The sequence below is a fragment of the Pseudomonas sp. HN8-3 genome (assembly GCF_020790195.1).
Taxonomy (GTDB): domain Bacteria; phylum Pseudomonadota; class Gammaproteobacteria; order Pseudomonadales; family Pseudomonadaceae; genus Aquipseudomonas; species Aquipseudomonas synxantha_A.
In genome coordinates this window covers 5,366,569-5,389,298 of sequence record NZ_CP086206.1, presented here as the reverse complement: position 1 = coordinate 5,389,298, position 22,730 = coordinate 5,366,569, and the positions used below count along the sequence as shown (strand labels likewise).

The 22,730-nt window shown below is 54.7% G+C and carries 33 protein-coding genes; all 33 read left to right on the top strand.

The annotated features are described in order from the left end of the window. The first annotated feature begins 34 nt into the window (after positions 1-34). The 33 genes from rpoC to rplQ all read left to right on the top strand — a co-directional run bounded on the left by rpoC (position 35) and on the right by rplQ (position 22,631). Positions 35-4,234, top strand: a complete 4,200-nt coding sequence (gene rpoC / locus LJX92_RS24035; RefSeq protein ID WP_005791982.1) for a DNA-directed RNA polymerase subunit beta' — start codon at positions 35-37, stop codon at positions 4,232-4,234. Between the two features lie 216 nt (positions 4,235-4,450). Beyond that, complete coding sequence (rpsL, locus tag LJX92_RS24030) at positions 4,451-4,822, top strand: 30S ribosomal protein S12 (protein ID WP_002555494.1); 372 nt, start codon at positions 4,451-4,453, stop codon at positions 4,820-4,822. Positions 4,823-4,940: 118 nt separating this feature from the next. Next, the gene (gene rpsG, locus LJX92_RS24025; protein ID WP_002555493.1) at positions 4,941-5,411 is read left to right on the top strand and encodes a 30S ribosomal protein S7; all 471 of its coding nucleotides are present in this window, start codon (positions 4,941-4,943) and stop codon (positions 5,409-5,411) included. A gap of 30 nt (positions 5,412-5,441) precedes the next feature. Further along, positions 5,442-7,547: an elongation factor G gene (gene fusA / locus LJX92_RS24020; protein ID WP_005791981.1), complete on the top strand. Its 2,106-nt coding sequence runs from the start codon at positions 5,442-5,444 to the stop codon at positions 7,545-7,547. Between the two features lie 30 nt (positions 7,548-7,577). After that, on the top strand, positions 7,578-8,771 hold the full coding sequence (gene tuf, locus LJX92_RS24015; protein ID WP_005791980.1) for an elongation factor Tu: 1,194 nt from the start codon (positions 7,578-7,580) through the stop codon (positions 8,769-8,771). 157 nt (positions 8,772-8,928) lie between these two features. Continuing rightward, positions 8,929-9,240, top strand: coding sequence for a 30S ribosomal protein S10 (gene rpsJ / locus LJX92_RS24010; RefSeq protein ID WP_003186070.1), 312 nt, complete (start codon positions 8,929-8,931; stop codon positions 9,238-9,240). A gap of 81 nt (positions 9,241-9,321) precedes the next feature. Beyond that, a complete protein-coding gene (gene rplC / locus LJX92_RS24005; RefSeq protein WP_003194649.1) occupies positions 9,322-9,957 on the top strand; it encodes a 50S ribosomal protein L3 in 636 nt (211 codons plus the stop codon). 12 nt (positions 9,958-9,969) lie between these two features. Then, complete coding sequence (gene rplD / locus LJX92_RS24000; RefSeq protein ID WP_003176424.1) at positions 9,970-10,572, top strand: 50S ribosomal protein L4; 603 nt, start codon at positions 9,970-9,972, stop codon at positions 10,570-10,572. Continuing rightward, positions 10,569-10,868, top strand: a complete 300-nt coding sequence (rplW, locus tag LJX92_RS23995; RefSeq protein WP_002555488.1) for a 50S ribosomal protein L23 — start codon at positions 10,569-10,571, stop codon at positions 10,866-10,868. The genes rplD and rplW overlap by 4 nt, the downstream gene beginning before the upstream one ends. 14 nt (positions 10,869-10,882) lie before the next feature. Continuing rightward, positions 10,883-11,707: a 50S ribosomal protein L2 gene (rplB, locus tag LJX92_RS23990; protein ID WP_003186055.1), complete on the top strand. Its 825-nt coding sequence runs from the start codon at positions 10,883-10,885 to the stop codon at positions 11,705-11,707. A 16-nt stretch (positions 11,708-11,723) separates the two neighbouring features. Continuing rightward, positions 11,724-11,999, top strand: coding sequence for a 30S ribosomal protein S19 (rpsS, locus tag LJX92_RS23985; RefSeq protein WP_002555486.1), 276 nt, complete (start codon positions 11,724-11,726; stop codon positions 11,997-11,999). Between the two features lie 11 nt (positions 12,000-12,010). Beyond that, complete coding sequence (gene rplV, locus LJX92_RS23980; protein ID WP_003103908.1) at positions 12,011-12,343, top strand: 50S ribosomal protein L22; 333 nt, start codon at positions 12,011-12,013, stop codon at positions 12,341-12,343. A gap of 13 nt (positions 12,344-12,356) precedes the next feature. After that, complete coding sequence (gene rpsC / locus LJX92_RS23975; protein WP_003176422.1) at positions 12,357-13,043, top strand: 30S ribosomal protein S3; 687 nt, start codon at positions 12,357-12,359, stop codon at positions 13,041-13,043. 12 nt (positions 13,044-13,055) lie between these two features. Beyond that, on the top strand, positions 13,056-13,469 hold the full coding sequence (rplP, locus tag LJX92_RS23970; RefSeq protein ID WP_003176421.1) for a 50S ribosomal protein L16: 414 nt from the start codon (positions 13,056-13,058) through the stop codon (positions 13,467-13,469). Further along, positions 13,469-13,660, top strand: a complete 192-nt coding sequence (gene rpmC, locus LJX92_RS23965) for a 50S ribosomal protein L29 (protein WP_002555481.1) — start codon at positions 13,469-13,471, stop codon at positions 13,658-13,660. Before rplP ends, rpmC begins: the two co-directional genes overlap by 1 nt. A gap of 2 nt (positions 13,661-13,662) precedes the next feature. Then, positions 13,663-13,929, top strand: coding sequence for a 30S ribosomal protein S17 (gene rpsQ, locus LJX92_RS23960; protein ID WP_003176419.1), 267 nt, complete (start codon positions 13,663-13,665; stop codon positions 13,927-13,929). A gap of 23 nt (positions 13,930-13,952) precedes the next feature. After that, complete coding sequence (gene rplN / locus LJX92_RS23955; RefSeq protein ID WP_002555479.1) at positions 13,953-14,321, top strand: 50S ribosomal protein L14; 369 nt, start codon at positions 13,953-13,955, stop codon at positions 14,319-14,321. An 11-nt stretch (positions 14,322-14,332) separates the two neighbouring features. Further along, positions 14,333-14,647, top strand: a complete 315-nt coding sequence (rplX, locus tag LJX92_RS23950; protein ID WP_003176416.1) for a 50S ribosomal protein L24 — start codon at positions 14,333-14,335, stop codon at positions 14,645-14,647. Positions 14,648-14,669: 22 nt separating this feature from the next. Continuing rightward, a complete protein-coding gene (gene rplE / locus LJX92_RS23945) occupies positions 14,670-15,209 on the top strand; it encodes a 50S ribosomal protein L5 (RefSeq protein ID WP_003194642.1) in 540 nt (179 codons plus the stop codon). A gap of 13 nt (positions 15,210-15,222) precedes the next feature. Further along, positions 15,223-15,528: a 30S ribosomal protein S14 gene (gene rpsN, locus LJX92_RS23940; protein WP_003176414.1), complete on the top strand. Its 306-nt coding sequence runs from the start codon at positions 15,223-15,225 to the stop codon at positions 15,526-15,528. A 208-nt stretch (positions 15,529-15,736) separates the two neighbouring features. Then, a complete protein-coding gene (gene rpsH, locus LJX92_RS23935) occupies positions 15,737-16,129 on the top strand; it encodes a 30S ribosomal protein S8 (RefSeq protein WP_003176413.1) in 393 nt (130 codons plus the stop codon). Positions 16,130-16,141: 12 nt separating this feature from the next. After that, positions 16,142-16,675, top strand: a complete 534-nt coding sequence (gene rplF / locus LJX92_RS23930; RefSeq protein WP_003194640.1) for a 50S ribosomal protein L6 — start codon at positions 16,142-16,144, stop codon at positions 16,673-16,675. 10 nt (positions 16,676-16,685) lie between these two features. Next, positions 16,686-17,036 carry a 50S ribosomal protein L18 gene (rplR, locus tag LJX92_RS23925; RefSeq protein ID WP_003186037.1) on the top strand — a complete coding sequence of 117 codons (351 nt, stop codon included), beginning with the start codon at positions 16,686-16,688 and terminating at the stop codon, positions 17,034-17,036. 3 nt (positions 17,037-17,039) lie between these two features. Further along, entirely contained in the window at positions 17,040-17,540 is a 501-nt protein-coding gene (rpsE, locus tag LJX92_RS23920) for a 30S ribosomal protein S5 (protein WP_003176409.1), read from the top strand. Between the two features lie 2 nt (positions 17,541-17,542). Then, positions 17,543-17,719 (top strand): 50S ribosomal protein L30, encoded by a 177-nt coding sequence (rpmD, locus tag LJX92_RS23915; RefSeq protein ID WP_003176408.1) that lies wholly within the window; start codon positions 17,543-17,545, stop codon positions 17,717-17,719. Positions 17,720-17,722: 3 nt separating this feature from the next. Next, a complete protein-coding gene (rplO, locus tag LJX92_RS23910) occupies positions 17,723-18,160 on the top strand; it encodes a 50S ribosomal protein L15 (protein WP_003176407.1) in 438 nt (145 codons plus the stop codon). Further along, on the top strand, positions 18,161-19,489 hold the full coding sequence (gene secY / locus LJX92_RS23905; protein ID WP_003194637.1) for a preprotein translocase subunit SecY: 1,329 nt from the start codon (positions 18,161-18,163) through the stop codon (positions 19,487-19,489). It begins immediately after the preceding gene. Positions 19,490-19,517: 28 nt separating this feature from the next. Continuing rightward, on the top strand, positions 19,518-19,634 hold the full coding sequence (gene rpmJ, locus LJX92_RS23900) for a 50S ribosomal protein L36 (RefSeq protein WP_002555468.1): 117 nt from the start codon (positions 19,518-19,520) through the stop codon (positions 19,632-19,634). 129 nt (positions 19,635-19,763) lie between these two features. Next, positions 19,764-20,120, top strand: coding sequence for a 30S ribosomal protein S13 (rpsM, locus tag LJX92_RS23895; RefSeq protein WP_003194635.1), 357 nt, complete (start codon positions 19,764-19,766; stop codon positions 20,118-20,120). Between the two features lie 30 nt (positions 20,121-20,150). Further along, positions 20,151-20,540: a 30S ribosomal protein S11 gene (gene rpsK / locus LJX92_RS23890; RefSeq protein ID WP_002555466.1), complete on the top strand. Its 390-nt coding sequence runs from the start codon at positions 20,151-20,153 to the stop codon at positions 20,538-20,540. 18 nt (positions 20,541-20,558) lie between these two features. Next, a complete protein-coding gene (gene rpsD, locus LJX92_RS23885; RefSeq protein WP_003176404.1) occupies positions 20,559-21,179 on the top strand; it encodes a 30S ribosomal protein S4 in 621 nt (206 codons plus the stop codon). Positions 21,180-21,201: 22 nt separating this feature from the next. Continuing rightward, entirely contained in the window at positions 21,202-22,203 is a 1,002-nt protein-coding gene (locus tag LJX92_RS23880) for a DNA-directed RNA polymerase subunit alpha (protein WP_003176403.1), read from the top strand. A 41-nt stretch (positions 22,204-22,244) separates the two neighbouring features. After that, positions 22,245-22,631, top strand: a complete 387-nt coding sequence (gene rplQ / locus LJX92_RS23875; RefSeq protein ID WP_003176402.1) for a 50S ribosomal protein L17 — start codon at positions 22,245-22,247, stop codon at positions 22,629-22,631. Positions 22,632-22,730 lie beyond the last annotated feature (99 nt).

Genomic DNA, 22,730 nt, shown 5'->3' with positions numbered 1-22,730 from the left:
TGGTCCGCTCTCTGCTCCGCCAGGAGGAAAGGCCTTGAAAGACCTACTGAATTTGCTGAAAAACCAGGGTCAAGTCGAAGAGTTCGACGCCATCCGTATTGGATTGGCATCGCCTGAGATGATCCGTTCGTGGTCGTTCGGTGAAGTTAAAAAGCCGGAAACCATCAACTACCGTACGTTCAAACCTGAGCGTGACGGCCTGTTCTGCGCCAAGATCTTTGGCCCGGTAAAGGATTACGAGTGCCTGTGCGGTAAGTACAAGCGCTTGAAGCACCGTGGTGTGATCTGCGAGAAGTGCGGCGTTGAAGTCGCACTGGCCAAGGTTCGTCGTGAGCGTATGGCGCACATCGAACTGGCTTCGCCGGTTGCCCACATCTGGTTCCTGAAATCGCTGCCGTCCCGTATCGGCTTGCTGATGGACATGACTCTGCGTGATATCGAACGCGTTCTCTACTTCGAGAGCTATGTCGTTATCGATCCAGGCATGACCACCCTTGAAAAAGGTCAGCTGCTGAACGACGAGCAGTACTTCGAAGCGCTGGAAGAGTTCGGTGATGATTTCGATGCCCGTATGGGTGCCGAAGCTGTCCGCGAGCTGCTGCACGCTATCGACCTGGAGCACGAGATTGGCCGTCTGCGCGAAGAAATTCCGCAAACCAACTCCGAAACCAAGATCAAGAAGCTGTCCAAGCGTCTGAAGTTGATGGAAGCCTTCCAGGGTTCCGGCAACTTGCCAGAGTGGATGGTGCTGACCGTTCTGCCGGTTCTGCCGCCAGACCTGCGTCCGCTGGTACCGTTGGACGGTGGTCGTTTCGCGACGTCCGACCTCAACGACCTGTATCGCCGCGTGATCAACCGTAACAACCGCTTGAAGCGCCTGCTTGACCTGTCCGCTCCGGACATCATCGTGCGCAACGAAAAGCGTATGTTGCAGGAAGCTGTCGATGCCTTGCTCGACAACGGTCGTCGTGGCCGCGCTATCACCGGTTCCAACAAGCGTCCTCTGAAATCCTTGGCTGACATGATCAAGGGTAAGCAAGGTCGTTTCCGTCAGAACTTGCTCGGTAAGCGTGTTGACTACTCCGGTCGTTCGGTAATTACCGTAGGCCCGACCCTGCGTCTGCACCAGTGCGGTCTGCCCAAGAAGATGGCACTTGAGCTGTTCAAGCCATTCATCTTCGGCAAGCTGGAAATGCGCGGTCTCGCGACCACCATCAAAGCGGCCAAGAAAATGGTCGAGCGCGAACTGCCAGAAGTTTGGGACGTTCTCGCCGAGGTGATCCGCGAACACCCGGTTCTCCTCAACCGTGCACCGACCCTTCACCGTCTGGGTATCCAGGCGTTTGAACCAGTACTGATCGAAGGTAAGGCTATTCAGCTGCACCCGCTGGTCTGTGCTGCGTACAACGCCGACTTCGACGGCGACCAAATGGCCGTGCACGTACCGCTGACACTGGAAGCCCAGTTGGAAGCGCGCGCGTTGATGATGTCGACCAACAACATTCTGTCGCCAGCCAACGGTGAGCCAATCATCGTTCCGTCGCAGGACGTTGTATTGGGTCTGTACTACATGACCCGTGAAGCGATCAATGCCAAGGGCGAAGGTCGTGTGTTCGCTGACCTGCAGGAAGTTGACCGTGTGTTCCGTGCCGGCGAAGCCGCACTGCACGCCAAGGTCAAAGTGCGGATCAACGAAACCGTCAATGACCGTGACGGCGGCAGCGTGAGCAACACCCGTATCGTCGACACCACTGTCGGCCGTGCGCTGTTGTACCAGGTTGTGCCAAAAGGTCTGTCGTACGATGTCGTCAACCTGCCGATGAAGAAGAAGGCGATCTCCAAGCTGATCAACCAGTGCTACCGCGTGGTTGGTTTGAAAGAGACCGTTATCTTCGCTGACCAGTTGATGTACACAGGTTTCGCTTACTCCACTATCTCCGGCGTTTCCATCGGCGTTAACGACTTCGTTATCCCGGATGAAAAAGCTCGCATCATCAGTGCCGCCACTGACGAAGTGAAAGAGATCGAGAGCCAGTACGCCTCCGGCCTGGTAACCCAGGGCGAGAAGTACAACAAGGTGATCGACCTTTGGTCCAAGGCGAACGACGAAGTTTCCAAGGCGATGATGGCCAACCTCTCGAAAGAGAAAGTCATCGACCGTCACGGCGACGAAGTTGACCAGGAATCCTTCAACTCGATGTACATGATGGCCGACTCGGGCGCACGGGGTTCTGCTGCGCAGATCCGTCAGCTCGCCGGTATGCGTGGCCTGATGGCCAAGCCGGATGGCTCCATCATCGAAACGCCGATCACTGCGAACTTCCGTGAAGGTTTGAGCGTACTTCAGTACTTCATCTCCACTCACGGTGCTCGTAAGGGTCTTGCGGATACCGCGTTGAAAACCGCTAACTCCGGTTACCTGACTCGCCGTCTGGTAGACGTTGCACAAGATCTGGTTGTAACCGAGATCGATTGCGGCACCGAGCACGGCCTGCTGATGACTCCGCACATTGAAGGCGGTGACGTTGTAGAGCCGCTGGGTGAGCGCGTATTGGGTCGTGTGATTGCCCGTGACGTGTTCAAGCCAGGTACCGAGGAAGTTATCGTTCCTGCTGGCACCCTGGTTGACGAAAAGTGGGTCGAGTTCATCGAACTCAACAGCATCGACGAAGTGATCGTTCGCTCGCCGATCAGCTGCGAAACCCGCTATGGCATTTGCGCCAAGTGCTACGGCCGTGACTTGGCTCGTGGTCACCAGGTAAACATCGGTGAAGCGGTCGGCGTTATCGCTGCCCAGTCCATCGGTGAGCCGGGTACCCAGCTGACCATGCGTACGTTCCACATCGGTGGTGCGGCAAGCCGGACCTCCGCAGCCGACAGTGTTCAGGTGAAGAATGGCGGTACCGTCCGCCTGCACAACCTCAAGCACGTTGAGCGAGTGGATGGCCACCTGGTTGCTGTGTCCCGTTCCGGTGAGCTGGCAATCGCTGATGATTACGGTCGTGAGCGCGAGCGTTACAAGCTGCCGTACGGTGCTGTGATTTCGGTTAAAGAAGGTGACAAGGTCGACGCTGGCGCAATCGTGGCCAAGTGGGATCCGCACACTCACCCAATCGTTACCGAAATGAAAGGTACCGTGACCTACGTGGGCATGGAAGAAGGCATCACGATCAAGCGTCAGACTGACGAATTGACCGGTATGACCAACATTGAAGTACTCGACGCCAAAGATCGTCCAGCTGCCGGTAAAGACATCCGTCCTGCCGTGAAGATGGTTGATGACAACGGCAAGGATCTGTTGCTGCCAGGCACTGACGTAATCGCTCAGTACTTCCTGCCAGCCAACGCCCTGGTCGGTGTAGCGGATGGTGCGAAGATCGCGATCGGTGATGTTATCGCGCGTATCCCGCAAGAAACTTCGAAGACCCGTGACATCACCGGTGGTCTGCCGCGTGTTGCCGACTTGTTCGAAGCTCGTCGTCCGAAAGAAGCGTCGATTCTGGCTGAAGTCAGCGGCACCATCGCGTTCGGTAAAGAAACCAAAGGCAAGCGCCGTCTGGTCATTACTCCGAACGACGGTAGCGATCCGTATGAAGAGCTGATTCCGAAGTGGCGTCACCTGAACGTGTTCGAAGGCGAACAGGTAAACCGCGGCGAAGTTATCTCCGACGGCCCGAGCGATCCACACGACATCCTGCGTCTGCTGGGTGTGAGTGCTCTGGCCAAGTACATCGTTAACGAGATCCAGGACGTTTACCGTCTGCAAGGCGTGAAGATCAACGACAAGCACATCGAGACCATCCTGCGTCAGATGCTGCGTAAAGTTGAAATCGCTGAATCCGGCGATTCCAGTTTCATCAAGGGCGACCAGATGGAACTGACTCACGTACTGGTAGAAAACGAGCGCCTGGCGAACGAAGAGAAATTCGTTTCCAAGTTCACTCGCGTGCTGCTGGGTATCACCAAGGCGTCGTTGTCCACTGAGTCGTTCATCTCGGCGGCCTCCTTCCAGGAGACCACTCGCGTACTGACCGAAGCAGCGGTAACCGGCAAGCGCGATTACCTGCGCGGCCTGAAAGAAAACGTGGTCGTGGGTCGTCTGATCCCGGCGGGTACCGGTTTGGCTTACCACAGCGAGCGTAAGCGTCGCCGTGATGCTGACAAGCCGCTGCGCGTGAGCGCCAGTGAAGTGGAAGCTGCACTGACCGAAGCACTGAACTCAAGCGGTAACTGAGTTCTGCGATAGATGAGTCTGGGCCCTGACACTCCCGTTCGTCGGATCGAGGCATTTTTGCCCCGGTTCGGCGCGAGGGGAGGTCGGGGCCTTGCCTTGACTGGGGACAAGATCCTCTTTAGACTCTTGTACCCCTAAATTTGGCGGGAATTCGTTCCTGCCATTTTGCTTTTCTTGCAAGACAATAGCGTCGCAAGACAACAGTGGAGCTAGTAGATGGCAACTATCAACCAGCTGGTACGTCAGCCGCGTAAGCGTATCGTCGAGAAATCCGACGTACCTGCGCTGCAGAACTGCCCGCAACGTCGTGGCGTATGCACCCGTGTGTATACCACCACGCCGAAAAAACCTAACTCGGCACTGCGTAAAGTATGCCGTGTGCGTCTGACCAACGGTTTCGAGGTTTCCTCGTACATCGGCGGTGAAGGCCACAACCTGCAAGAGCACAGCGTGGTACTGATCCGCGGCGGTCGTGTAAAAGACTTGCCAGGTGTTCGTTATCACACCGTACGCGGCTCCTTGGATACTTCCGGCGTTAAAGGTCGTAACCAGGGTCGTTCGAAGTACGGTACCAAGAAGCCTAAGTAGTAGCGGCTTTTTGTAAACCTGAATCATCTTATTTTCTGAGTCGATAAGAGTAAGGTCGGAGGCGTCCCGAAAGGGCACCGATTCCGAGCGAACCTGAAGACCGTTTGAGGGCTTATCCATGCCAAGAAGACGCGTAGCAGCCAAGCGCGAAGTGCTTGACGATCCAAAATACGGAAGCCAAATTCTGGCCAAGTTCATGAACCACGTGATGGAAAGCGGCAAAAAAGCCGTTGCCGAGCGTATCGTTTATGGCGCGCTGGAAAAGGTTAAAGAACGCAAGAACAGCGACCCCCTGGAAATCTTCGAGAAAGCTCTCGACGCCATCGCTCCGCTGGTCGAAGTGAAGTCGCGCCGTGTAGGCGGTGCTACTTACCAGGTTCCGGTTGAAGTTCGCCCGTCCCGTCGTAACGCTCTGGCAATGCGCTGGTTGGTAGACTTCGCCCGTAAGCGCGGCGAGAAGTCTATGGCTCTGCGTTTGGCCGGCGAACTGTTGGACGCTGCTGAAGGTAAAGGTGCTGCTGTTAAGAAGCGTGAAGACGTGCACCGTATGGCTGAAGCTAACAAAGCTTTCTCGCACTACCGCTTCTAATTTTAGCTTCACTAATTTTGCGAGGGCTTTATGGCTCGTACTACTCCGATTAGCCGCTACCGTAACATCGGTATCGTCGCTCACGTGGATGCTGGTAAAACCACCACCACCGAGCGCGTACTGTTTTACACCGGCAAAAGTCACAAAATGGGCGAGGTGCATGACGGCGCCGCGACCACAGACTGGATGGTTCAGGAGCAGGAGCGTGGTATTACCATTACTTCTGCTGCTATTACCGCCTTCTGGAAAGGTTCCGAGAAGCAGTACAAAGACGAGCATCGCTTCAACGTAATCGATACCCCGGGCCACGTAGACTTCACTATTGAAGTTGAGCGTTCCCTGCGTGTACTCGACGGCGCTGTCGTTGTGTTCTGCGGCACCTCGGGTGTTGAGCCTCAGTCGGAAACCGTATGGCGTCAAGCCAACAAGTACGGTGTTCCACGTCTTGTTTATGTAAACAAGATGGACCGTGCTGGCGCCAACTTCCTGCGCGTGATCGGTCAGATCAAGCAGCGTCTGGGTCACACTCCGGTGCCTATCCAGTTGGCGATCGGTTCTGAAGATAACTTCCAGGGTCAGATTGATCTGATCAATATGGAAGCTGTCTACTGGAACGATTCCGATAAAGGTATGGTTCCTGTTCGCAAGCCTATCCCTGAAGAGCTTCAGGAACTGGCTGACGAGTGGCGCAACAACATGGTTGAGGCTGCGGCTGAAGCCAGCGAAGAGCTGATGAACAAGTACCTCGAAGGTGAAGAGCTCACCAACGTGGAAATCAAGGCCGCTCTGCGTCAGCGTACTATCGCTGGTGAGATCGTCTTGGCTGTTTGCGGTTCTTCCTTCAAGAACAAGGGTGTTCCCCTGGTTCTCGACGCCGTTATCGACTACCTGCCTGCTCCAACCGACATTCCTGCTATCAAGGGTACCAACCCTGATAACGAGGAAGAAGAGATGGAGCGTCATGCTGACGACAACGAGCCGTTCTCGGCTCTGGCGTTCAAGATCGCTACAGACCCATTCGTGGGTACTTTGACCTTCGTTCGCGTTTACTCGGGCGTGTTGGCCTCCGGCGACGGCGTGATCAACTCGGTTAAAGGCAAGAAAGAGCGCGTGGGCCGTATGGTGCAAATGCACGCAAACGCTCGCGAAGAGATCAAGGAAGTACGCGCTGGTGACATCGCGGCCCTGATCGGCATGAAGGACGTCACCACTGGTGAGACTTTGTGCGACGCTGCCAAGCCAATCATCCTGGTTCGCATGGACTTCCCGGAGCCGGTTATCTCGGTTGCCGTAGAGCCTAAGACCAAGGATGACCAGGAAAAAATGGGTATCGCTCTGGGCAAGCTTGCTCAGGAAGATCCATCTTTCCGCGTCAAGACTGATGAAGAGACTGGTCAAACGATCATCTCTGGCATGGGCGAGCTGCACCTGGACATCCTGGTTGACCGGATGCGCCGTGAGTTCAACGTCGAAGCCAACATCGGTAAGCCTCAGGTTTCCTATCGTGAGCGCATCACGAAGAACTGTGAAATCGAAGGCAAGTTCGTTCGTCAATCCGGCGGTCGTGGTCAGTTCGGTCACTGCTGGATCCGTTTTGCTCCTGCTGACGAAGGTCAGGAAGGTCTGCAATTCGTGAACGAAGTAGTAGGTGGTGTGGTTCCTAAGGAATACATCCCTGCTATCCAGAAGGGTATCGAAGAGCAGATGAAGAACGGTGTTGTTGCCGGCTATCCGCTGATCGGCCTGAAAGCAACCGTTTTTGACGGTTCTTACCACGACGTCGACTCCAACGAGATGGCGTTTAAGGTGGCTGCTTCCATGGCAACCAAGCAACTGGCCCAGAAGGGCGGTGGTGAGTTGCTTGAGCCAATCATGGCGGTAGAAGTTGTTACACCTGAAGACTATATGGGTGATGTCATGGGCGACCTTAACCGTCGTCGCGGCATGATCTTGGGTATGGAAGACACGGTTTCCGGCAAAGTGATTCGCGCCGAGGTTCCGTTGGGTGAGATGTTCGGTTATGCGACCGACGTTCGCTCCATGTCCCAGGGTCGCGCAAGCTACTCTATGGAATTCAAAAAATACAACACAGCTCCGGCGCACATCGCTGAAACTGTATCCAAAAAACAAGGCTGATTCAGTCCTTTAGGCAAGGAGTTAATTGTCGTGGCTAAAGAAAAATTTGATCGTTCCCTACCGCACGTAAACGTTGGCACCATCGGCCACGTTGACCACGGTAAAACCACTCTGACCGCTGCTCTGACTCGCGTCTGCTCCGAAGTTTTCGGTTCGGCTCGTGTTGACTTCGACAAGATCGACAGCGCACCAGAAGAAAAAGCTCGTGGTATCACCATCAACACCGCGCACGTTGAGTACAACTCGACTATTCGTCACTACGCTCACGTTGACTGCCCAGGTCACGCTGACTATGTGAAGAACATGATCACTGGTGCTGCCCAGATGGACGGCGCGATCCTGGTTTGCTCGGCCGCTGATGGTCCGATGCCACAAACCCGTGAGCACATCCTGCTGTCCCGCCAGGTTGGCGTTCCGTACATCGTGGTTTTCCTGAACAAGGCTGACCTGGTAGACGACGCTGAGCTGCTGGAACTGGTTGAGATGGAAGTGCGCGATCTGCTGAGCACTTACGACTTCCCAGGTGACGACACTCCGATCATCATCGGTTCTGCTCGTATGGCTCTGGAAGGCAACGACGAAAACGAAATGGGCACCACTGCCGTTCGTAAACTGGTTGAAACTCTGGACAGCTACATCCCAGAACCAGTTCGTCTGACCGACAAGCCGTTCCTGATGCCAATCGAAGACGTATTCTCGATCTCCGGTCGCGGTACTGTTGTGACTGGTCGTATCGAGCGCGGTATCGTTCGCGTTCAGGATCCACTGGAAATCGTTGGTCTGCGTGACACTACCGTCACCACCTGCACCGGTGTTGAAATGTTCCGCAAGCTGCTCGACGAAGGTCGTGCTGGCGAGAACTGCGGCGTTCTGCTGCGTGGTACCAAGCGTGACGACGTTGAGCGTGGCCAGGTTCTGGTTAAGCCAGGTTCGGTCAAGCCGCACACCAAGTTCACCGCAGAAGTTTATGTTCTGAGCAAAGAAGAAGGCGGCCGTCATACTCCGTTCTTCAAAGGCTACCGTCCACAGTTCTACTTCCGTACTACTGACGTGACCGGTAACTGCGAATTGCCAGAAGGCGTTGAAATGGTAATGCCAGGTGACAACATTCAAATGACTGTTACCCTGATCAAAACCATCGCAATGGAAGACGGTCTGCGCTTCGCAATCCGTGAAGGCGGCCGTACCGTTGGTGCTGGCGTTGTAGCTAAAATCATCGAGTAATCTCTCTTTTGAGTGAGCTTTGATGTTTTGAGAAAGCCCCCGCTTAGCGGGGGCTTTTTTATTGGGTTGACACCTATCTAGGGCGTCTATAGAATTGCGCCTCCTTTTAACGGGCGTATTGCGCCCGGTGGGAATAGCAGCCGGAGTCTGAAATCCAATGCAAAATCAGCAAATCCGTATCAGGTTGAAGGCTTTTGACCATCGCCTGATCGACCAATCCACCCAGGAAATCGTGGAAACCGCGAAACGTACTGGTGCTCAAGTGCGTGGTCCAATTCCACTGCCTACCCGTAAAGAGCGGTTCACCGTTCTGGTCTCCCCGCACGTCAACAAAGACGCGCGTGACCAGTACGAGATCCGTACTCATAAGCGCGTACTGGACATCGTCCAGCCAACGGATAAAACCGTTGATGCACTTATGAAGCTCGATCTGGCGGCCGGTGTGGAAGTACAGATCAGCCTCGGCTAAGACTTGGGTCTTAGTCGTGTAACGCTCTGAAATGGGCGGCCATAGCGGGTGAAAGCCCCGTACACTCATGAGGTTTACAACATGACTATTGGTGTAGTCGGTCGTAAATGCGGTATGACCCGTATTTTCACCGAAGAAGGTGTCTCCATTCCGGTCACGGTCATTGAGATCGAACCGAATCGCGTCACCCAGTTCAAAACTGAAGAAACCGATGGCTATCGTGCAGTGCAAGTCACTGTCGGCGAGCGTCGTGCTTCGCGCGTGACTGCTGCTCAAGCAGGTCACTTCGCTAAAGCAAACGTTGCAGCTGGTCGTACTGTTATGGAGTTCCGTCTTGAAGACGGCGACTACCAGGCTGGCGATCTGATCAACGCTGAAATCTTCGCCGCTGGTCAACTGGTTGATGTAACCGGTCAGTCCAAAGGTAAAGGCTTCCAGGGTACGATCAAGCGTTGGAATTTCCGTGGTCAAGACAACACTCACGGTAACTCCGTTTCCCACCGCGTCCCGGGCTCTATTGGCCAGTGCCAGACTCCTGGTCGTGTATTCAAGGGCAAAAAAATGTCCGGTCATATGGGCGCTGAGCGCGTGACCGTGCAGTCCCTCGAAGTAGTGCGCGTCGACGCTGAACGCAATCTGTTGTTGGTCAAGGGTGCTGTTCCTGGCGCTACTGGCGGCAACCTGGTTGTACGTCCAGCGGCCAAGGCTCGCGGTTAAGGGGAAGCTGACATGCAATTAAATGTAAATGACGCTCAAGCGATCGAAGTTTCCGAACTGACATTTGGCGGCGAATTCAACGAGACGCTCGTTCACCAAGCAGTCGTGGCCTACATGGCCGGCGGCCGTCAAGGTAGCAAGCAGCAAAAGACCCGTTCCGACGTACGTGGTGGCGGTAAGCGCCCTTGGCGTCAGAAAGGCACTGGCCGTGCTCGTGCCGGTACTATCCGTAGCCCAATCTGGCGTGGCGGCGGTACCACTTTCGCAGCTCGTCCACAGGATCACTCTCAGAAGCTCAACAAGAAGATGTACCGCGCAGCTCTGCGCTCCATCCTTGCTGAACTCGTGCGTACTGATCGTCTGGTCGTGGTTCAGGACTTCGCTGTCGAAAGTCCAAAAACCAAAGATCTGCTGGGCAAACTGAACAACATGAGCCTGACCGACGTTTTGATCGTGTCCGAAGCTGTTGATCAGAACCTGTACCTGGCTGCTCGCAACCTGCCACACGTTGATGTACGTGACGTGCAAGGTTCCGATCCAGTTAGTCTGATCGCATACGACAAGGTGTTGATCACCGTGTCGGCCGTGAAGAAATTCGAGGAGCTGCTGGGATGAACCAGGAACGCGTATTTAAAGTTCTGCTTGGCCCGCACGTTTCCGAAAAGGCTACGGTTCTGGCTGACAAGAAAGGCCAGTTCGTTTTCAAGGTTGCAACTGACGCAACCAAGCTGGAAATCAAGAAGGCCGTCGAAAGCCTGTTCAGCGTGAAAGTAGAGCGTGTTACTACCCTGAATGTTCTGGGTAAGAGCAAGCGCACTGCTCGCGGTCTGGGCAAGCGTAATGACTGGAAGAAGGCAGTTATCTCCCTTCAGCCAGGCCAAGATCTCGATTTCAGCAGCAGTGCTGAGTAAGGAAGGGGTGCATCATGGCAATCGTTAAATGCAAACCGACTTCCCCTGGCCGCCGTTTTGTGGTCAAGGTGGTCAACCAGGAGCTGCATAAAGGCGCTCCTCACGCACCGCTGCTCGAGAAAAAATCGAAGTCTGGTGGTCGTAACAACAATGGTCGCATTACCACTCGTCACATCGGTGGTGGCCATAAGCAGCATTATCGTCTGGTCGATTTCCGTCGCAACGACAAAGATGGCATCGCTGCCACTGTCGAGCGTATTGAATACGATCCAAACCGTACTGCTCACATCGCTCTGCTGCTGTACGCAGATGGCGAGCGTCGCTACATCATCGCCCCTAAAGGCGTGAGTGCTGGTGACCAGCTGATCGCAGGTGCTCTGGCGCCGATCAAGCCGGGCAACGCTCTGCAACTGCGTAACATTCCAGTTGGTAGCACCGTACACGGCATCGAATTGAAGCCAGGTAAAGGCGCGCAAATCGCTCGTTCCGCTGGTGCTTCGGCTCAGCTGATCGCTCGTGAAGGTGTCTACGTGACCCTGCGTCTGCGTTCTGGTGAGATGCGTAAAGTACTGGCTGAATGCCGTGCGACCCTGGGCGAAGTCTCGAACTCCGAGCACAGCCTGCGTTCGTTGGGTAAAGCTGGTGCCAAACGCTGGCGTGGCGTTCGCCCAACCGTTCGTGGTGTTGCCATGAACCCGGTTGACCACCCACACGGTGGTGGTGAAGGTCGTACCTCTGGTGGTCGTCATCCGGTATCGCCATGGGGCTTCCCGACTAAGGGCGCGAAGACTCGTGGTAATAAGCGTACCGACAAAATGATCGTCCGTCGTCGCAAGTAAATAGAGGGATACGACAGTGCCACGTTCTCTGAAAAAAGGTCCTTTTATTGATCTTCACCTACTGAAGAAGATCGAAGTGGCGGCGGAAAAGAACGATCGCAAACCAGTTAAGACCTGGTCGCGTCGTTCGATGATCCTGCCACAAATGGTCGGTCTGACCATCGCAGTACACAACGGTCGTCAACACGTCCCAGTTCTCGTTAACGAAGACATGGTCGGCCACAAACTGGGCGAGTTTGCCGGTACCCGCACTTATCGTGGGCACGTGGCAGACAAGAAAGCCAAGCGTTAAGGGGTTAGGAAATGGAAGTAGCCGCTAAGTTGTCGGGCGCTCGAATCTCCGCCCAGAAAGCCCGCTTGGTCGCCGACCAGATCCGCGGGAAGAAGGTGGGCGAAGCGCTCAACCTGTTGGCTTTCAGCAGTAAGAAAGCCGCCGAGATCATGAAGAAAGTGCTGGAGTCGGCCGTAGCCAACGCCGAGCATAACGAAGGCGCAGACGTTGATGACCTGAAGGTCAGCACCGTTTTCGTCAACGAAGGGCGTTCGCTGAAGCGCATCATGCCACGTGCCAAAGGCCGTGCTGATCGCATCGTCAAGCGGTCTTGCCATATCACTGTCAAGGTTGCTGACAAGTAACGGAGTCGAAGAGATGGGTCAGAAAGTACATCCCATTGGCATTCGCCTGGGAATCGTCAAGGAGCACACCTCCGTCTGGTACGCAGACGGTCGGACTTATGCGGACTATTTGTTCGCTGATCTGAAGGTGCGTGAGTATCTCCAAGACAAACTAAAAAGCGCGTCCGTAAGCCGTATCGATATCCATCGTCCGGCCCAAACTGCACGTATCACCATCCACACCGCTCGTCCAGGTATCGTTATCGGGAAGAAAGGTGAAGATGTTGAGAAACTGCGTCAGGACCTGACCAAGCAAATGGGTGTGCCTGTGCACATCAATATCGAAGAGATCCGCAAGCCGGAGCTCGACGGTATGCTGGTTGCGCAGAGCGTAGCTCAGCAGCTGGAGCGTCGCGTAATGTTCCGTCGCGCTATGAAGCGCGCCGTACAGAACGCCATGCGCATTGGTGCCAAAGGCATCAAAATCCAAGTGAGCGGTCGTCTCGGCGGTGCTGAAATCGCACGTACTGAATGGTATCGCGAAGGTCGTGTGCCACTGCACACCCTGCGTGCCGACATCGACTATGCCAACTACGAAGCTCACACCACTTACGGTGTGATCGGTGTAAAGGTTTGGATCTTCAAAGGCGAAGTAATTGGTGGTCGCCAAGAAGAACTGAAACCACAAGCACCAGCGCCTCGTAAAAAAGCTGCTAAGTAAGGGGTACGCCAAATGTTGCAACCTAAGCGTACGAAGTTCCGCAAGCAGATGACAGGCCACAACCGTGGTCTGGCTCAGCGCGGTAGCAAAGTCAGCTTCGGCGAGTTCGCGCTGAAGTCTGTAGCTCGTGGTCGTCTCACCGCTCGTCAGATCGAGTCAGCGCGTCGTGCTCTGACCCGTCACGTAAAACGTGGCGGCAAGATCTGGATCCGTGTATTCCCGGACAAGCCGATCTCCAAAAAACCTCTCGAGGTTCGGATGGGTAAAGGTAAGGGTAACGTGGAATACTGGGTTGCCCAGATTCAGCCAGGCAAAGTCCTGTATGAAATCGAGGGTGTTTCTGAAGAGCTGGCGCGTGAGGCTTTCGCCCTGGCTGCTGCAAAGCTGCCGCTCGCCACCTCCTTTGTTAAACGGACGGTGATGTGATGAAAGCGAATGAACTTCGTGAAAAATCCGCACAGCAGCTGAACGAGCAACTGCTCGGCCTGCTGCGCGACCAGTTCAATCTGCGTATGCAGAAAGCAACTGGCCAGTTGGGGCAGTCTCATCTGCTCTCGCAAGTTAAGCGTGACATCGCTCGCGTGAAGACTGTGCTCAACCAGCAGGCAGGTAAGTGATCATGGCTGAAGCCGAAAAGACTGTCCGTACGCTGACTGGCCGTGTTGTCAGCGACAAGATGGACAAAACCATCACCGTTTTGATCGAGCGTCGCGTTAAGCACCCGATCTACGGTAAATATGTTAAGCGTTCGACTAAGCTGCACGCGCACGACGAAACCAATCAGTGCCACATCGGCGACAAAGTCACTATTCGTGAAACTCGTCCGCTGGCCAAGACCAAGTCTTGGGCGCTGGTTGATGTTCTCGAACGCGCTGTGGAAGTCTAAGGACTAGGGGTCGGAGAAATTATATGATTCAGACTCAATCCATGCTCGATGTGGCCGATAACAGCGGCGCTCGCCGTGTTATGTGCATCAAGGTGCTGGGTGGCTCCCATCGTCGTTACGCTGGTATCGGTGACATCATCAAAGTTACCGTCAAGGAAGCAATTCCTCGCGGTAAGGTGAAAAAAGGCCAAGTGATGACTGCTGTTGTAGTCCGCACTCGTCACGGCGTACGTCGTGCTGATGGCTCCATTATCCGCTTTGATGGCAACGCTGCTGTTCTTCTGAACAACAAGCAAGAGCCGATCGGCACCCGTATCTTTGGGCCAGTGACCCGTGAACTTCGTACTGAGAAGTTCATGAAGATCGTCTCGCTCGCCCCAGAAGTGCTGTAAGGAGATCCGACATGCAAAAGATTCGTCGTGACGACGAGATCATCGTGATCGCCGGCAAAGACAAAGGTAAGCGCGGTAAGGTGCTTAAGGTTCTCGCTAATAACCGTCTGGTTATCGGTGGTCTGAACCTGGTCAAGCGTCATACCAAGCCTAACCCGATGTCGGGCGTGCAGGGCGGTATCGTCGAGAAAGAAGCTCCGCTGGACGCTTCTAACGTCGCCATCTTCAATGGCGAAACCAACAAGGCTGACCGCGTTGGTTTCAAAGTAGAAGACGGTAAGAAAATTCGTGTCTTCAAGTCGACCCAAAAAGCGGTTGATGCTTGAACACTGCTAGGTAGATTAGACCATGGCACGACTACAAGAGATTTACCGGAAGGAAATCGCCCCTAAGCTTAAGGAAGAACTTAAGCTCGGGAACGTGATGGAAGTTCCGCGCGTCACCAAAATCACCCTGAACATGGGTCTGGGCGAAGCGATCGGCGACAAAAAAGTCATCGAGCACGCTGTTGCCGACCTGGAAAAGATCACCGGTCAAAAAGTCGTTGTGACTTACGCTCGGAAATCCATCGCTGGCTTTAAAGTCCGTGAAGGTTGGCCGATCGGCGTCAAAGTGACTCTGCGCCGTGAGCGTATGTACGAATTCCTGGATCGTCTGCTGTCGATCTCCCTGCCTCGGGTCCGCGACTTCCGCGGCCTGAATGCCAAGTCCTTCGATGGTCGTGGTAACTACAGCATGGGCGTGAAAGAGCAGATCATCTTCCCGGAAATCGACTACGACAAGATCGATGCTCTCCGCGGTCTGGACATCACCCTGACCACCACTGCCAAGAACGATGATGAAGGTCGCGCCCTGTTGCGTGCTTTCAAATTCCCGTTCCGCAACTGATTGGAGTAGGACCATGGCCAAGATGAGCATGAAAAACCGCGAGCTGAAGCGTCAGCTCACGGTTGCCAAGTACGCCAAGAAGCGTGCAGCACTGAAAGCAATCATCGTTGATCTGAACGCAAGTCCAGAAGCGCGTTGGGAAGCTACAGTTGCTCTGCAGAAGCAGCCACGTGACGCAAGCGCTTCGCGCATGCGTAACCGCTGCCGCCTGACCGGTCGTCCACACGGCGTTTACCGCAAGTTCGGCCTCGGCCGTAACAAACTGCGTGAAGCGGCAATGCGTGGTGACGTACCAGGTCTGGTTAAAGCCAGCTGGTAAGTACTTTCAACGTCCAGGTGGTCGGAATCGCAAGATACTGACCGCCGGTGACCTTGAATCTGGATCAAGCCCCTTTTGGGGCTTGTTTCATTTCTGGAGTGTGTCTAAAATACGCGGCTCGCCTGAGCCCGTGTTTTTTGTGCTCGGAGATTCTCGGCGACATATGTAGCCGCAAGGCTAATTTTTTTGTATTAGGAGCGTCTAGCCCATGAGTATGCAGGACCCGTTAGCGGACATGCTAACTCGTATCCGTAATGCCCAGATGGCTGAAAAGTCCGTCGTAAGCATGCCATCTTCCAAGTTGAAGGTAGCTGTTGCCAAAGTCCTGAAAGACGAAGGCTACATTGCGGGTTATCAGATCAGCAGCGAAATCAAACCACTGCTGTCCATCGAGCTGAAGTACTTCGAAGGCCGTTCGGTCATCGAGGAAGTGAAGCGCGTTAGCCGTCCAGGCCTGCGTCAGTACAAGTCCGCTGAAGATCTGCCGAAAGTTCGTGGCGGTCTGGGCGTGTCTATCGTCTCCACCAACAAAGGTGTGATGACGGATCGTGCTGCGCGCGCTGCCGGTGTCGGCGGCGAAGTTCTTTGCACTGTGTTCTAAGGGGGGATAAGCATGTCTCGCGTCGCTAAGAACCCCGTTAAGCTGCCAGCCGGTGTCGAAGTCAAATTCGCAGGCCAACAGCTTTCGGTGAAGGGTGCCAAGGGTACTCTTGAACTGAACATCCATTCGTCCGTTGAGATCGTTGAAGAAGCTGGTGAGCTGCGTTTCGCTGCTCGCAATGGCGATCAACAAACTCGCGCAATGGCCGGTACCACGCGTGCGTTGGTAAACAACATGGTCCAAGGCGTAAGCCAAGGCTTCGAGCGCAAGCTCCAGCTGGTCGGTGTTGGTTACAAAGCGCAAGCAAAAGGCACGGTTTTGAACCTTGCCCTTGGCTTCTCGCACCCAGTGGATTACGAACTGCCAGCGGGCATCACTGCTGAGACTCCTAGCCAGACCGATATCCTGATCAAGGGCATCGACAAGCAGCTGGTAGGTCAAGTGGCCGCTGAGATCCGCGACTTCCGTCCACCAGAGCCGTACAAAGGCAAAGGTGTGCGCTACGCGGACGAAGTCGTCCGTCGTAAAGAAGCCAAGAAGAAGTAGGGCATAGCAAATGACCGACAAAAAAGTTACTCGACTGCGTCGCGCTCGCAAAGCACGCCTGAAAATGCACGAACTCGAAGTCGTGCGTCTCTGCGTGTTCCGCTCGTCGCAGCACATCTACGCCCAGGTCATCTCGGCCGACGGCAACAAAGTCCTGGCAAGCGCCTCGACTTTGGATAAAGAACTGCGTGATGGTGCCACTGGCAACATCGACGCGGCCACAAAGGTTGGCCAGCTGGTCGCTACGCGTGCTAAGGCCGCTGGCGTCTCGCAAGTGGCTTTCGACCGCTCTGGCTTCAAGTACCACGGTCGCGTGAAAGCGCTGGCTGATGCTGCTCGTGAAGCTGGGCTGGAGTTCTAAGTTATGTCAAATAACGACCAAAAGCGCGACGAAGGCTACATTGAGAAGCTGGTTCAAGTTAACCGCGTAGCCAAAACCGTTAAAGGCGGCCGTATCTTCACTTTCACCGCGTTGACCGTGGTGGGTGATGGTAAAGGGCGTGTTGGCTTCGGCCGTGGCAAGTCACGTGAAGTGCCTGCCGCGATCCAGAAGGCAATGGAAGCTGCTCGTCGCAACATGATCCAAGTTGATCTGAACGGCACCACTCTGCAGTACGCAATGAAGTCCGCTCACGGCGCTTCGAAGGTGTACATGCAGCCTGCTTCTGAAGGTACCGGTATCATCGCTGGCGGCGCTATGCGTGCTGTCCTCGAAGTTGCTGGCGTTCAGAACGTTCTGGCCAAGTGCTACGGCTCGACTAACCCGGTAAACGTGGTTCACGCCACTTTCAAGGGTCTGAAAGCTATGCAATCTCCTGAGTCCATCGCTGCCAAGCGTGGTCTGACTGTCAAGGAGATCTTCTGATCATGGCTACCGTTAAAGTAACGCTGATCAAAAGCATGACCGGCCGCATCCCTAACCACAAACTGTGTGTTAAAGGTTTGGGTCTGCGTCGCATCGGTCACACTGTAGAAGTCCAGGATACTCCCGAGAATCGCGGGATGATCAACAAGGCTTACTACATGCTGCGTGTAGAGGGTTAATCGATGAAACTCAATGATCTGAGTCCAGCGCCGGGTTCCCGTCGCGAAAAGCATCGTCCGGGCCGTGGTATCGGTAGCGGTTTGGGTAAGACTGGTGGCCGTGGCCACAAAGGTCAAACCTCCCGCTCCGGTGGCACCATCGCTCCAGGCTTTGAAGGCGGTCAACAGCCGCTGCATCGTCGCCTGCCTAAGTTCGGTTTCGTATCCCTGAAAGCCATGGACCGCGCAGAAGTGCGTCTGTCCGAGCTGGCTAAAGTGGAAGGCGACATCGTTACTGTGCAGACCCTGAAAGATGCCAACGTGATCAACGTCAACGTACAGCGTGTGAAAATCATGCTGTCCGGTGAAGTGACTCGCGCTGTCACTATCGGCAAGGGAATCGGCGCCACCAAAGGTGCGCGTTCGGCTATCGAAGCAGCTGGCGGCAAGTTCGAGGAATAAATGGCTAAGCAAGGTGCTCTCTCAGCGCTCGGCAAAGGCGGTATGTCTGAACTTTGGGCTCGTCTGCGTTTTCTGTTCCTGGCGATTATCGTCTACCGAATAGGCGCACACATCCCGGTTCCAGGTATCAACCCGGACCGACTCGCAGACCTGTTTCGACAGAATGAGGGGACCATTCTTAGCTTGTTCAACATGTTTTCCGGCGGTGCGCTGGAGCGGATGAGCATCTTTGCACTGGGGATCATGCCGTACATTTCGGCGTCGATCATCATGCAACTGATGACAGCCGTCAGCCCGCAGCTGGAGCAGTTGAAGAAGGAAGGTGAAGCTGGCCGTCGCAAGATTAGCCAGTACACCCGCTACGGCACTGTAGTCCTCGCCCTGGTTCAAGCTATCGGCATGTCCGTTGGCCTGGCAGGGCAGGGCGTTGCGTTCACTGGTGACTTTGGCTTCCATTTCGTCGCGGTATCCACATTCGTGGCTGGTGCGATGTTCATGATGTGGCTGGGTGAGCAGATTACTGAGCGTGGTGTTGGCAACGGTATCTCGATGTTGATTTTCGCAGGTATCGTCGCCGGTCTTCCGAGAGCGATCGGGCAGTCTTTCGAGTCTGCACGTCAGGGTGATATCAACATTTTCGCCCTGGTTGCCATCGGTTTGCTGGCAGTAGCGATTATCGGTTTTGTGGTGTTCATTGAGCGTGGTCAGCGTCGTATTGCTGTTCACTACGCCAAGCGTCAGCAGGGCCGTAAGGTTTTTGCTGCGCAGACCAGCCACTTGCCGCTGAAAGTGAATATGGCCGGTGTTATTCCGGCAATTTTCGCGAGCAGCATTCTGCTGTTTCCGGCTTCGTTGGGTACCTGGTTTGGTCAGTCCGAAAACATGGGCTGGCTGCAGGACCTCTCTCAGTCGATCGCTCCTGGTCAGCCGTTGAATATTCTGCTGTTTAGTGCAGGGATTATTTTCTTCTGCTTCTTCTATACGGCGTTGATGTTCAATCCGAAAGACGTAGCGGAAAACCTGAAGAAGTCCGGTGCCTTTATTCCGGGTATCCGTCCAGGTGAGCAGTCGGCACGCTACATTGATGGCGTTCTGACTCGTTTGACCCTGTTCGGTGCTCTATATATGACGGCCGTGTGTCTGTTGCCCCAGTTCCTGGTGGTTGCAGCAAACGTTCCGTTCTACCTTGGCGGGACCTCGTTGCTGATCGTGGTCGTGGTTGTGATGGACTTCATGTCCCAAGTACAATCGCACCTCGTTTCGCACCAGTACGAATCCCTGATGAAGAAAGCCAACCTGAAGGGCTACGGCAGCGGCATGTTGCGCTGAGTACCCCATAAGGTTCGAGGAGTTGGTGATGAAAGTTCGTGCATCGGTGAAAAAGCTGTGCCGTAACTGCAAGATTATTCGCCGCGAAGGTGTTGTTCGAGTAATTTGCAGCGCGGAACCGCGTCACAAACAGCGCCAAGGCTGAGTGTGATCCGCTTGAAGCCCGGCAGCTAGTGCGCTGCCGGGTTGATTATTTGTTATTACAGCGATATTATCTCGCGCCCTATTTCTTGGCTTCCGGGGCGTAGGTAGCTGTCAATTGGAGTCCCACTGAATGGCCCGTATTGCAGGCGTTAACATTCCAGATAACAAGCACACTGTTATCTCGCTGACCTACATCTATGGTGTTGGTCGCACTACTGCGCAGAAAATTTGCGCAGTTGCTGGGGTAAACCCAGCCGCTAAGATCAAGGATCTGAGCGACGAGCAGATTGAACAGCTGCGTGGCGAAGTGGCGAAGTTCACCACTGAAGGTGACCTGCGTCGCGAAATCAACATGAAAATCAAGCGTTTGATGGACCTCGGTTGCTATCGCGGTCTGCGTCATCGTCGTGGTCTTCCAGTACGCGGTCAGCGTACCAAGACTAACGCGCGTACCCGTAAAGGTCCGCGTAAGCCGATCCGCAAGTAATCGCCCCAGCGAATCGACAGGAAAATTATCATGGCAAAACCTGCTGCTCGTCCTCGTAAAAAAGTTAAAAAGACAGTGGTTGATGGCATCGCCCACATCCATGCATCTTTTAACAACACAATCGTGACCATCACCGACCGTCAAGGTAACGCGCTTTCTTGGGCTACCTCCGGTGGTTCGGGTTTCCGCGGTTCCCGCAAGTCCACCCCGTTTGCTGCTCAAGTAGCTGCTGAACGTGCTGGTCAAGCTGCGCTGGAATACGGCCTGAAAAACCTCGACGTTAACGTCAAAGGTCCAGGTCCAGGTCGTGAGTCTGCTGTCCGTGCTTTGAACGGCTGTGGCTATAAGATCGCCAGCATCACCGACGTGACGCCAATCCCGCACAACGGGTGCCGTCCGCCGAAGAAGCGCCGCGTGTAATCCAGGAGATTGTAAAGAATGGCTCGTTACATTGGTCCAAAATGCAAACTCGCTCGTCGCGAAGGCACCGATCTCTTCCTGAAGAGCGGCGTGCGCGCGATCGAATCGAAGTGCAACATTGAAGCAGCACCTGGTATCCACGGCCAACGCCGCGGTCGCCAGTCCGATTACGGCACCCAACTGCGTGAAAAGCAGAAGGTCCGTCGTATTTACGGCGTTCTCGAGCGTCAGTTCAGCGGCTACTACAAAGAAGCTGCTGGCAAGAAAGGTGCAACCGGTGAAAACCTGCTGCAACTGCTCGAATGCCGTCTGGACAACGTTGTATACCGTATGGGCTTTGGTTCGACTCGTGCCGAATCCCGTCAGCTGGTATCGCACAAGTCGATCAGCGTTAACGGTCAGACCGTAAACGTTCCGTCTTACCAGGTTCGTGCTGGTGACGTGGTCGCAGTTCGCGAGAAAGCTAAAAACCAACTTCGCATTGTCCAAGCTCTCGATCTGTGTGCCCAACGTGGCCGCGTAGAATGGGTAGAAGTAGACACTGAGAAGAAGTCGGGCGTTTTCAAGAACGTTCCTGCTCGCAGTGATCTGTCCGCCGACATCAACGAAAGCCTGATTGTCGAGCTCTACTCCAAGTAAGGGCTAGAAAATAGGTGCATCCATGCAGATTTCGGTAAATGAGTTCCTGACACCCCGCCACATTGATGTGCAGGTTGTCAGTCCAACCCGCGCCAAAATTACTCTCGAGCCTCTCGAGCGTGGTTTTGGCCACACCCTGGGCAACGCGCTGCGCCGCATCCTGTTGTCCTCAATGCCCGGCTGTGCAGTAGTCGAGGCCGAGATTGACGGTGTGCTCCACGAGTACAGCGCCATCGAAGGTGTACAGGAAGACGTAATTGAAATCCTGTTGAACCTTAAAGGTCTGGCTATCAAGCTGCACGGCCGTGACGAAGTTACGCTGACCTTGTCGAAGAAGGGTTCGGGGGTGGTTACCGCTGCCGATATTCAGCTGGATCATGATGTCGAGATCGTTAACCCCGATCACGTAATCGCTAACCTGGCGTCTAACGGCGCCCTGAACATGAAGCTCACTGTAGCTCGTGGTCGTGGTTATGAACCGGCCGACTCGCGTCAGAGCGATGAAGACGAAAGCCGCAGCATTGGTCGCTTGCAGCTTGACTCTTCGTTCAGCCCGGTTCGCCGTATCGCATACGTGGTGGAAAACGCCCGTGTCGAGCAGCGTACTAACCTGGACAAGCTGGTTATTGATCTGGAAACCAACGGTACCCTGGATCCTGAAGAGGCTATCCGCCGCGCTGCAACCATTCTGCAACAGCAGTTGGCTGCGTTCGTCGACCTCAAAGGTGACAGCGAACCAGTGGTAATCGAGCAGGAAGACGAGATCGATCCGATCCTGCTTCGCCCGGTTGACGATCTGGAACTGACTGTACGTTCGGCTAACTGCCTTAAGGCGGAAAACATTTACTACATCGGCGACCTGATTCAGCGTACCGAAGTAGAACTGTTGAAGACTCCGAACCTGGGCAAGAAATCCTTGACTGAAATCAAGGACGTTCTGGCCTCCCGCGGTCTGTCCCTCGGCATGCGCCTCGACAACTGGCCGCCTGCAAGTCTTAAGAAGGACGACAAGGCGACTGCCTGATCGTCGTAATCACCGAACGTGAGTTTGGTAAGGAATGAACCATGCGTCATCGTAAAAGTGGTCGTCACCTGAGCCGTACCAGCTCGCACCGCAAGGCCATGTTCCAAAACATGGCGGTGTCGCTGTTCGAGCACGAGCTGATCAAAACTACACTGCCGAAAGCTAAAGAACTGCGTCGCGTTGCTGAGCCGCTGATCACTTTGGCCAAGACAGACAGCCTGGCTAACCGCCGTCTGGCTTTCGACCGTACTCGTTCGAAAGCTATCGTTGGTAAGCTCTTCAACGACCTGGGCAAGCGTTACGCTACCCGTGAGGGTGGCTACCTGCGCATCCTCAAGTGCGGTTTCCGCGCTGGCGACAACGCGCCTATGGCGTACGTCGAGTTGGTTGATCGTGCTACTGCCGGCGAAGCTGTAAGCGCCGAGTAAGACGACAAGCTGCAACAAAAAACCGGGCCTCGCGCCCGGTTTTTTGTGCGCGTAACAAAAGCGCAACTTATACAAGCTTCCATAGACAGTGCGCTGCAC

Coding starts and splice junctions, on each gene's coding strand:
- rpsL (WP_002555494.1), top strand. CDS start 4,451: ATGGCAACTATCAACCAGCTGGTACGTCAGCCGCGTAAGCGTATCGTC.
- rpsG (WP_002555493.1), top strand. CDS start 4,941: ATGCCAAGAAGACGCGTAGCAGCCAAGCGCGAAGTGCTTGACGATCCA.
- fusA (WP_005791981.1), top strand. CDS start 5,442: ATGGCTCGTACTACTCCGATTAGCCGCTACCGTAACATCGGTATCGTC.
- rpsJ (WP_003186070.1), top strand. CDS start 8,929: ATGCAAAATCAGCAAATCCGTATCAGGTTGAAGGCTTTTGACCATCGC.
- rplC (WP_003194649.1), top strand. CDS start 9,322: ATGACTATTGGTGTAGTCGGTCGTAAATGCGGTATGACCCGTATTTTC.
- rplD (WP_003176424.1), top strand. CDS start 9,970: ATGCAATTAAATGTAAATGACGCTCAAGCGATCGAAGTTTCCGAACTG.
- rplW (WP_002555488.1), top strand. CDS start 10,569: ATGAACCAGGAACGCGTATTTAAAGTTCTGCTTGGCCCGCACGTTTCC.
- rplB (WP_003186055.1), top strand. CDS start 10,883: ATGGCAATCGTTAAATGCAAACCGACTTCCCCTGGCCGCCGTTTTGTG.
- rplV (WP_003103908.1), top strand. CDS start 12,011: ATGGAAGTAGCCGCTAAGTTGTCGGGCGCTCGAATCTCCGCCCAGAAA.
- rpsC (WP_003176422.1), top strand. CDS start 12,357: ATGGGTCAGAAAGTACATCCCATTGGCATTCGCCTGGGAATCGTCAAG.
- rplP (WP_003176421.1), top strand. CDS start 13,056: ATGTTGCAACCTAAGCGTACGAAGTTCCGCAAGCAGATGACAGGCCAC.
- rpmC (WP_002555481.1), top strand. CDS start 13,469: ATGAAAGCGAATGAACTTCGTGAAAAATCCGCACAGCAGCTGAACGAG.
- rpsQ (WP_003176419.1), top strand. CDS start 13,663: ATGGCTGAAGCCGAAAAGACTGTCCGTACGCTGACTGGCCGTGTTGTC.
- rplN (WP_002555479.1), top strand. CDS start 13,953: ATGATTCAGACTCAATCCATGCTCGATGTGGCCGATAACAGCGGCGCT.
- rplX (WP_003176416.1), top strand. CDS start 14,333: ATGCAAAAGATTCGTCGTGACGACGAGATCATCGTGATCGCCGGCAAA.
- rplE (WP_003194642.1), top strand. CDS start 14,670: ATGGCACGACTACAAGAGATTTACCGGAAGGAAATCGCCCCTAAGCTT.
- rpsN (WP_003176414.1), top strand. CDS start 15,223: ATGGCCAAGATGAGCATGAAAAACCGCGAGCTGAAGCGTCAGCTCACG.
- rpsH (WP_003176413.1), top strand. CDS start 15,737: ATGAGTATGCAGGACCCGTTAGCGGACATGCTAACTCGTATCCGTAAT.
- rplF (WP_003194640.1), top strand. CDS start 16,142: ATGTCTCGCGTCGCTAAGAACCCCGTTAAGCTGCCAGCCGGTGTCGAA.
- rplR (WP_003186037.1), top strand. CDS start 16,686: ATGACCGACAAAAAAGTTACTCGACTGCGTCGCGCTCGCAAAGCACGC.
- rpsE (WP_003176409.1), top strand. CDS start 17,040: ATGTCAAATAACGACCAAAAGCGCGACGAAGGCTACATTGAGAAGCTG.
- rpmD (WP_003176408.1), top strand. CDS start 17,543: ATGGCTACCGTTAAAGTAACGCTGATCAAAAGCATGACCGGCCGCATC.
- rplO (WP_003176407.1), top strand. CDS start 17,723: ATGAAACTCAATGATCTGAGTCCAGCGCCGGGTTCCCGTCGCGAAAAG.
- secY (WP_003194637.1), top strand. CDS start 18,161: ATGGCTAAGCAAGGTGCTCTCTCAGCGCTCGGCAAAGGCGGTATGTCT.
- rpmJ (WP_002555468.1), top strand. CDS start 19,518: ATGAAAGTTCGTGCATCGGTGAAAAAGCTGTGCCGTAACTGCAAGATT.
- rpsM (WP_003194635.1), top strand. CDS start 19,764: ATGGCCCGTATTGCAGGCGTTAACATTCCAGATAACAAGCACACTGTT.
- rpsK (WP_002555466.1), top strand. CDS start 20,151: ATGGCAAAACCTGCTGCTCGTCCTCGTAAAAAAGTTAAAAAGACAGTG.
- rpsD (WP_003176404.1), top strand. CDS start 20,559: ATGGCTCGTTACATTGGTCCAAAATGCAAACTCGCTCGTCGCGAAGGC.
- LJX92_RS23880 (WP_003176403.1), top strand. CDS start 21,202: ATGCAGATTTCGGTAAATGAGTTCCTGACACCCCGCCACATTGATGTG.
- rplQ (WP_003176402.1), top strand. CDS start 22,245: ATGCGTCATCGTAAAAGTGGTCGTCACCTGAGCCGTACCAGCTCGCAC.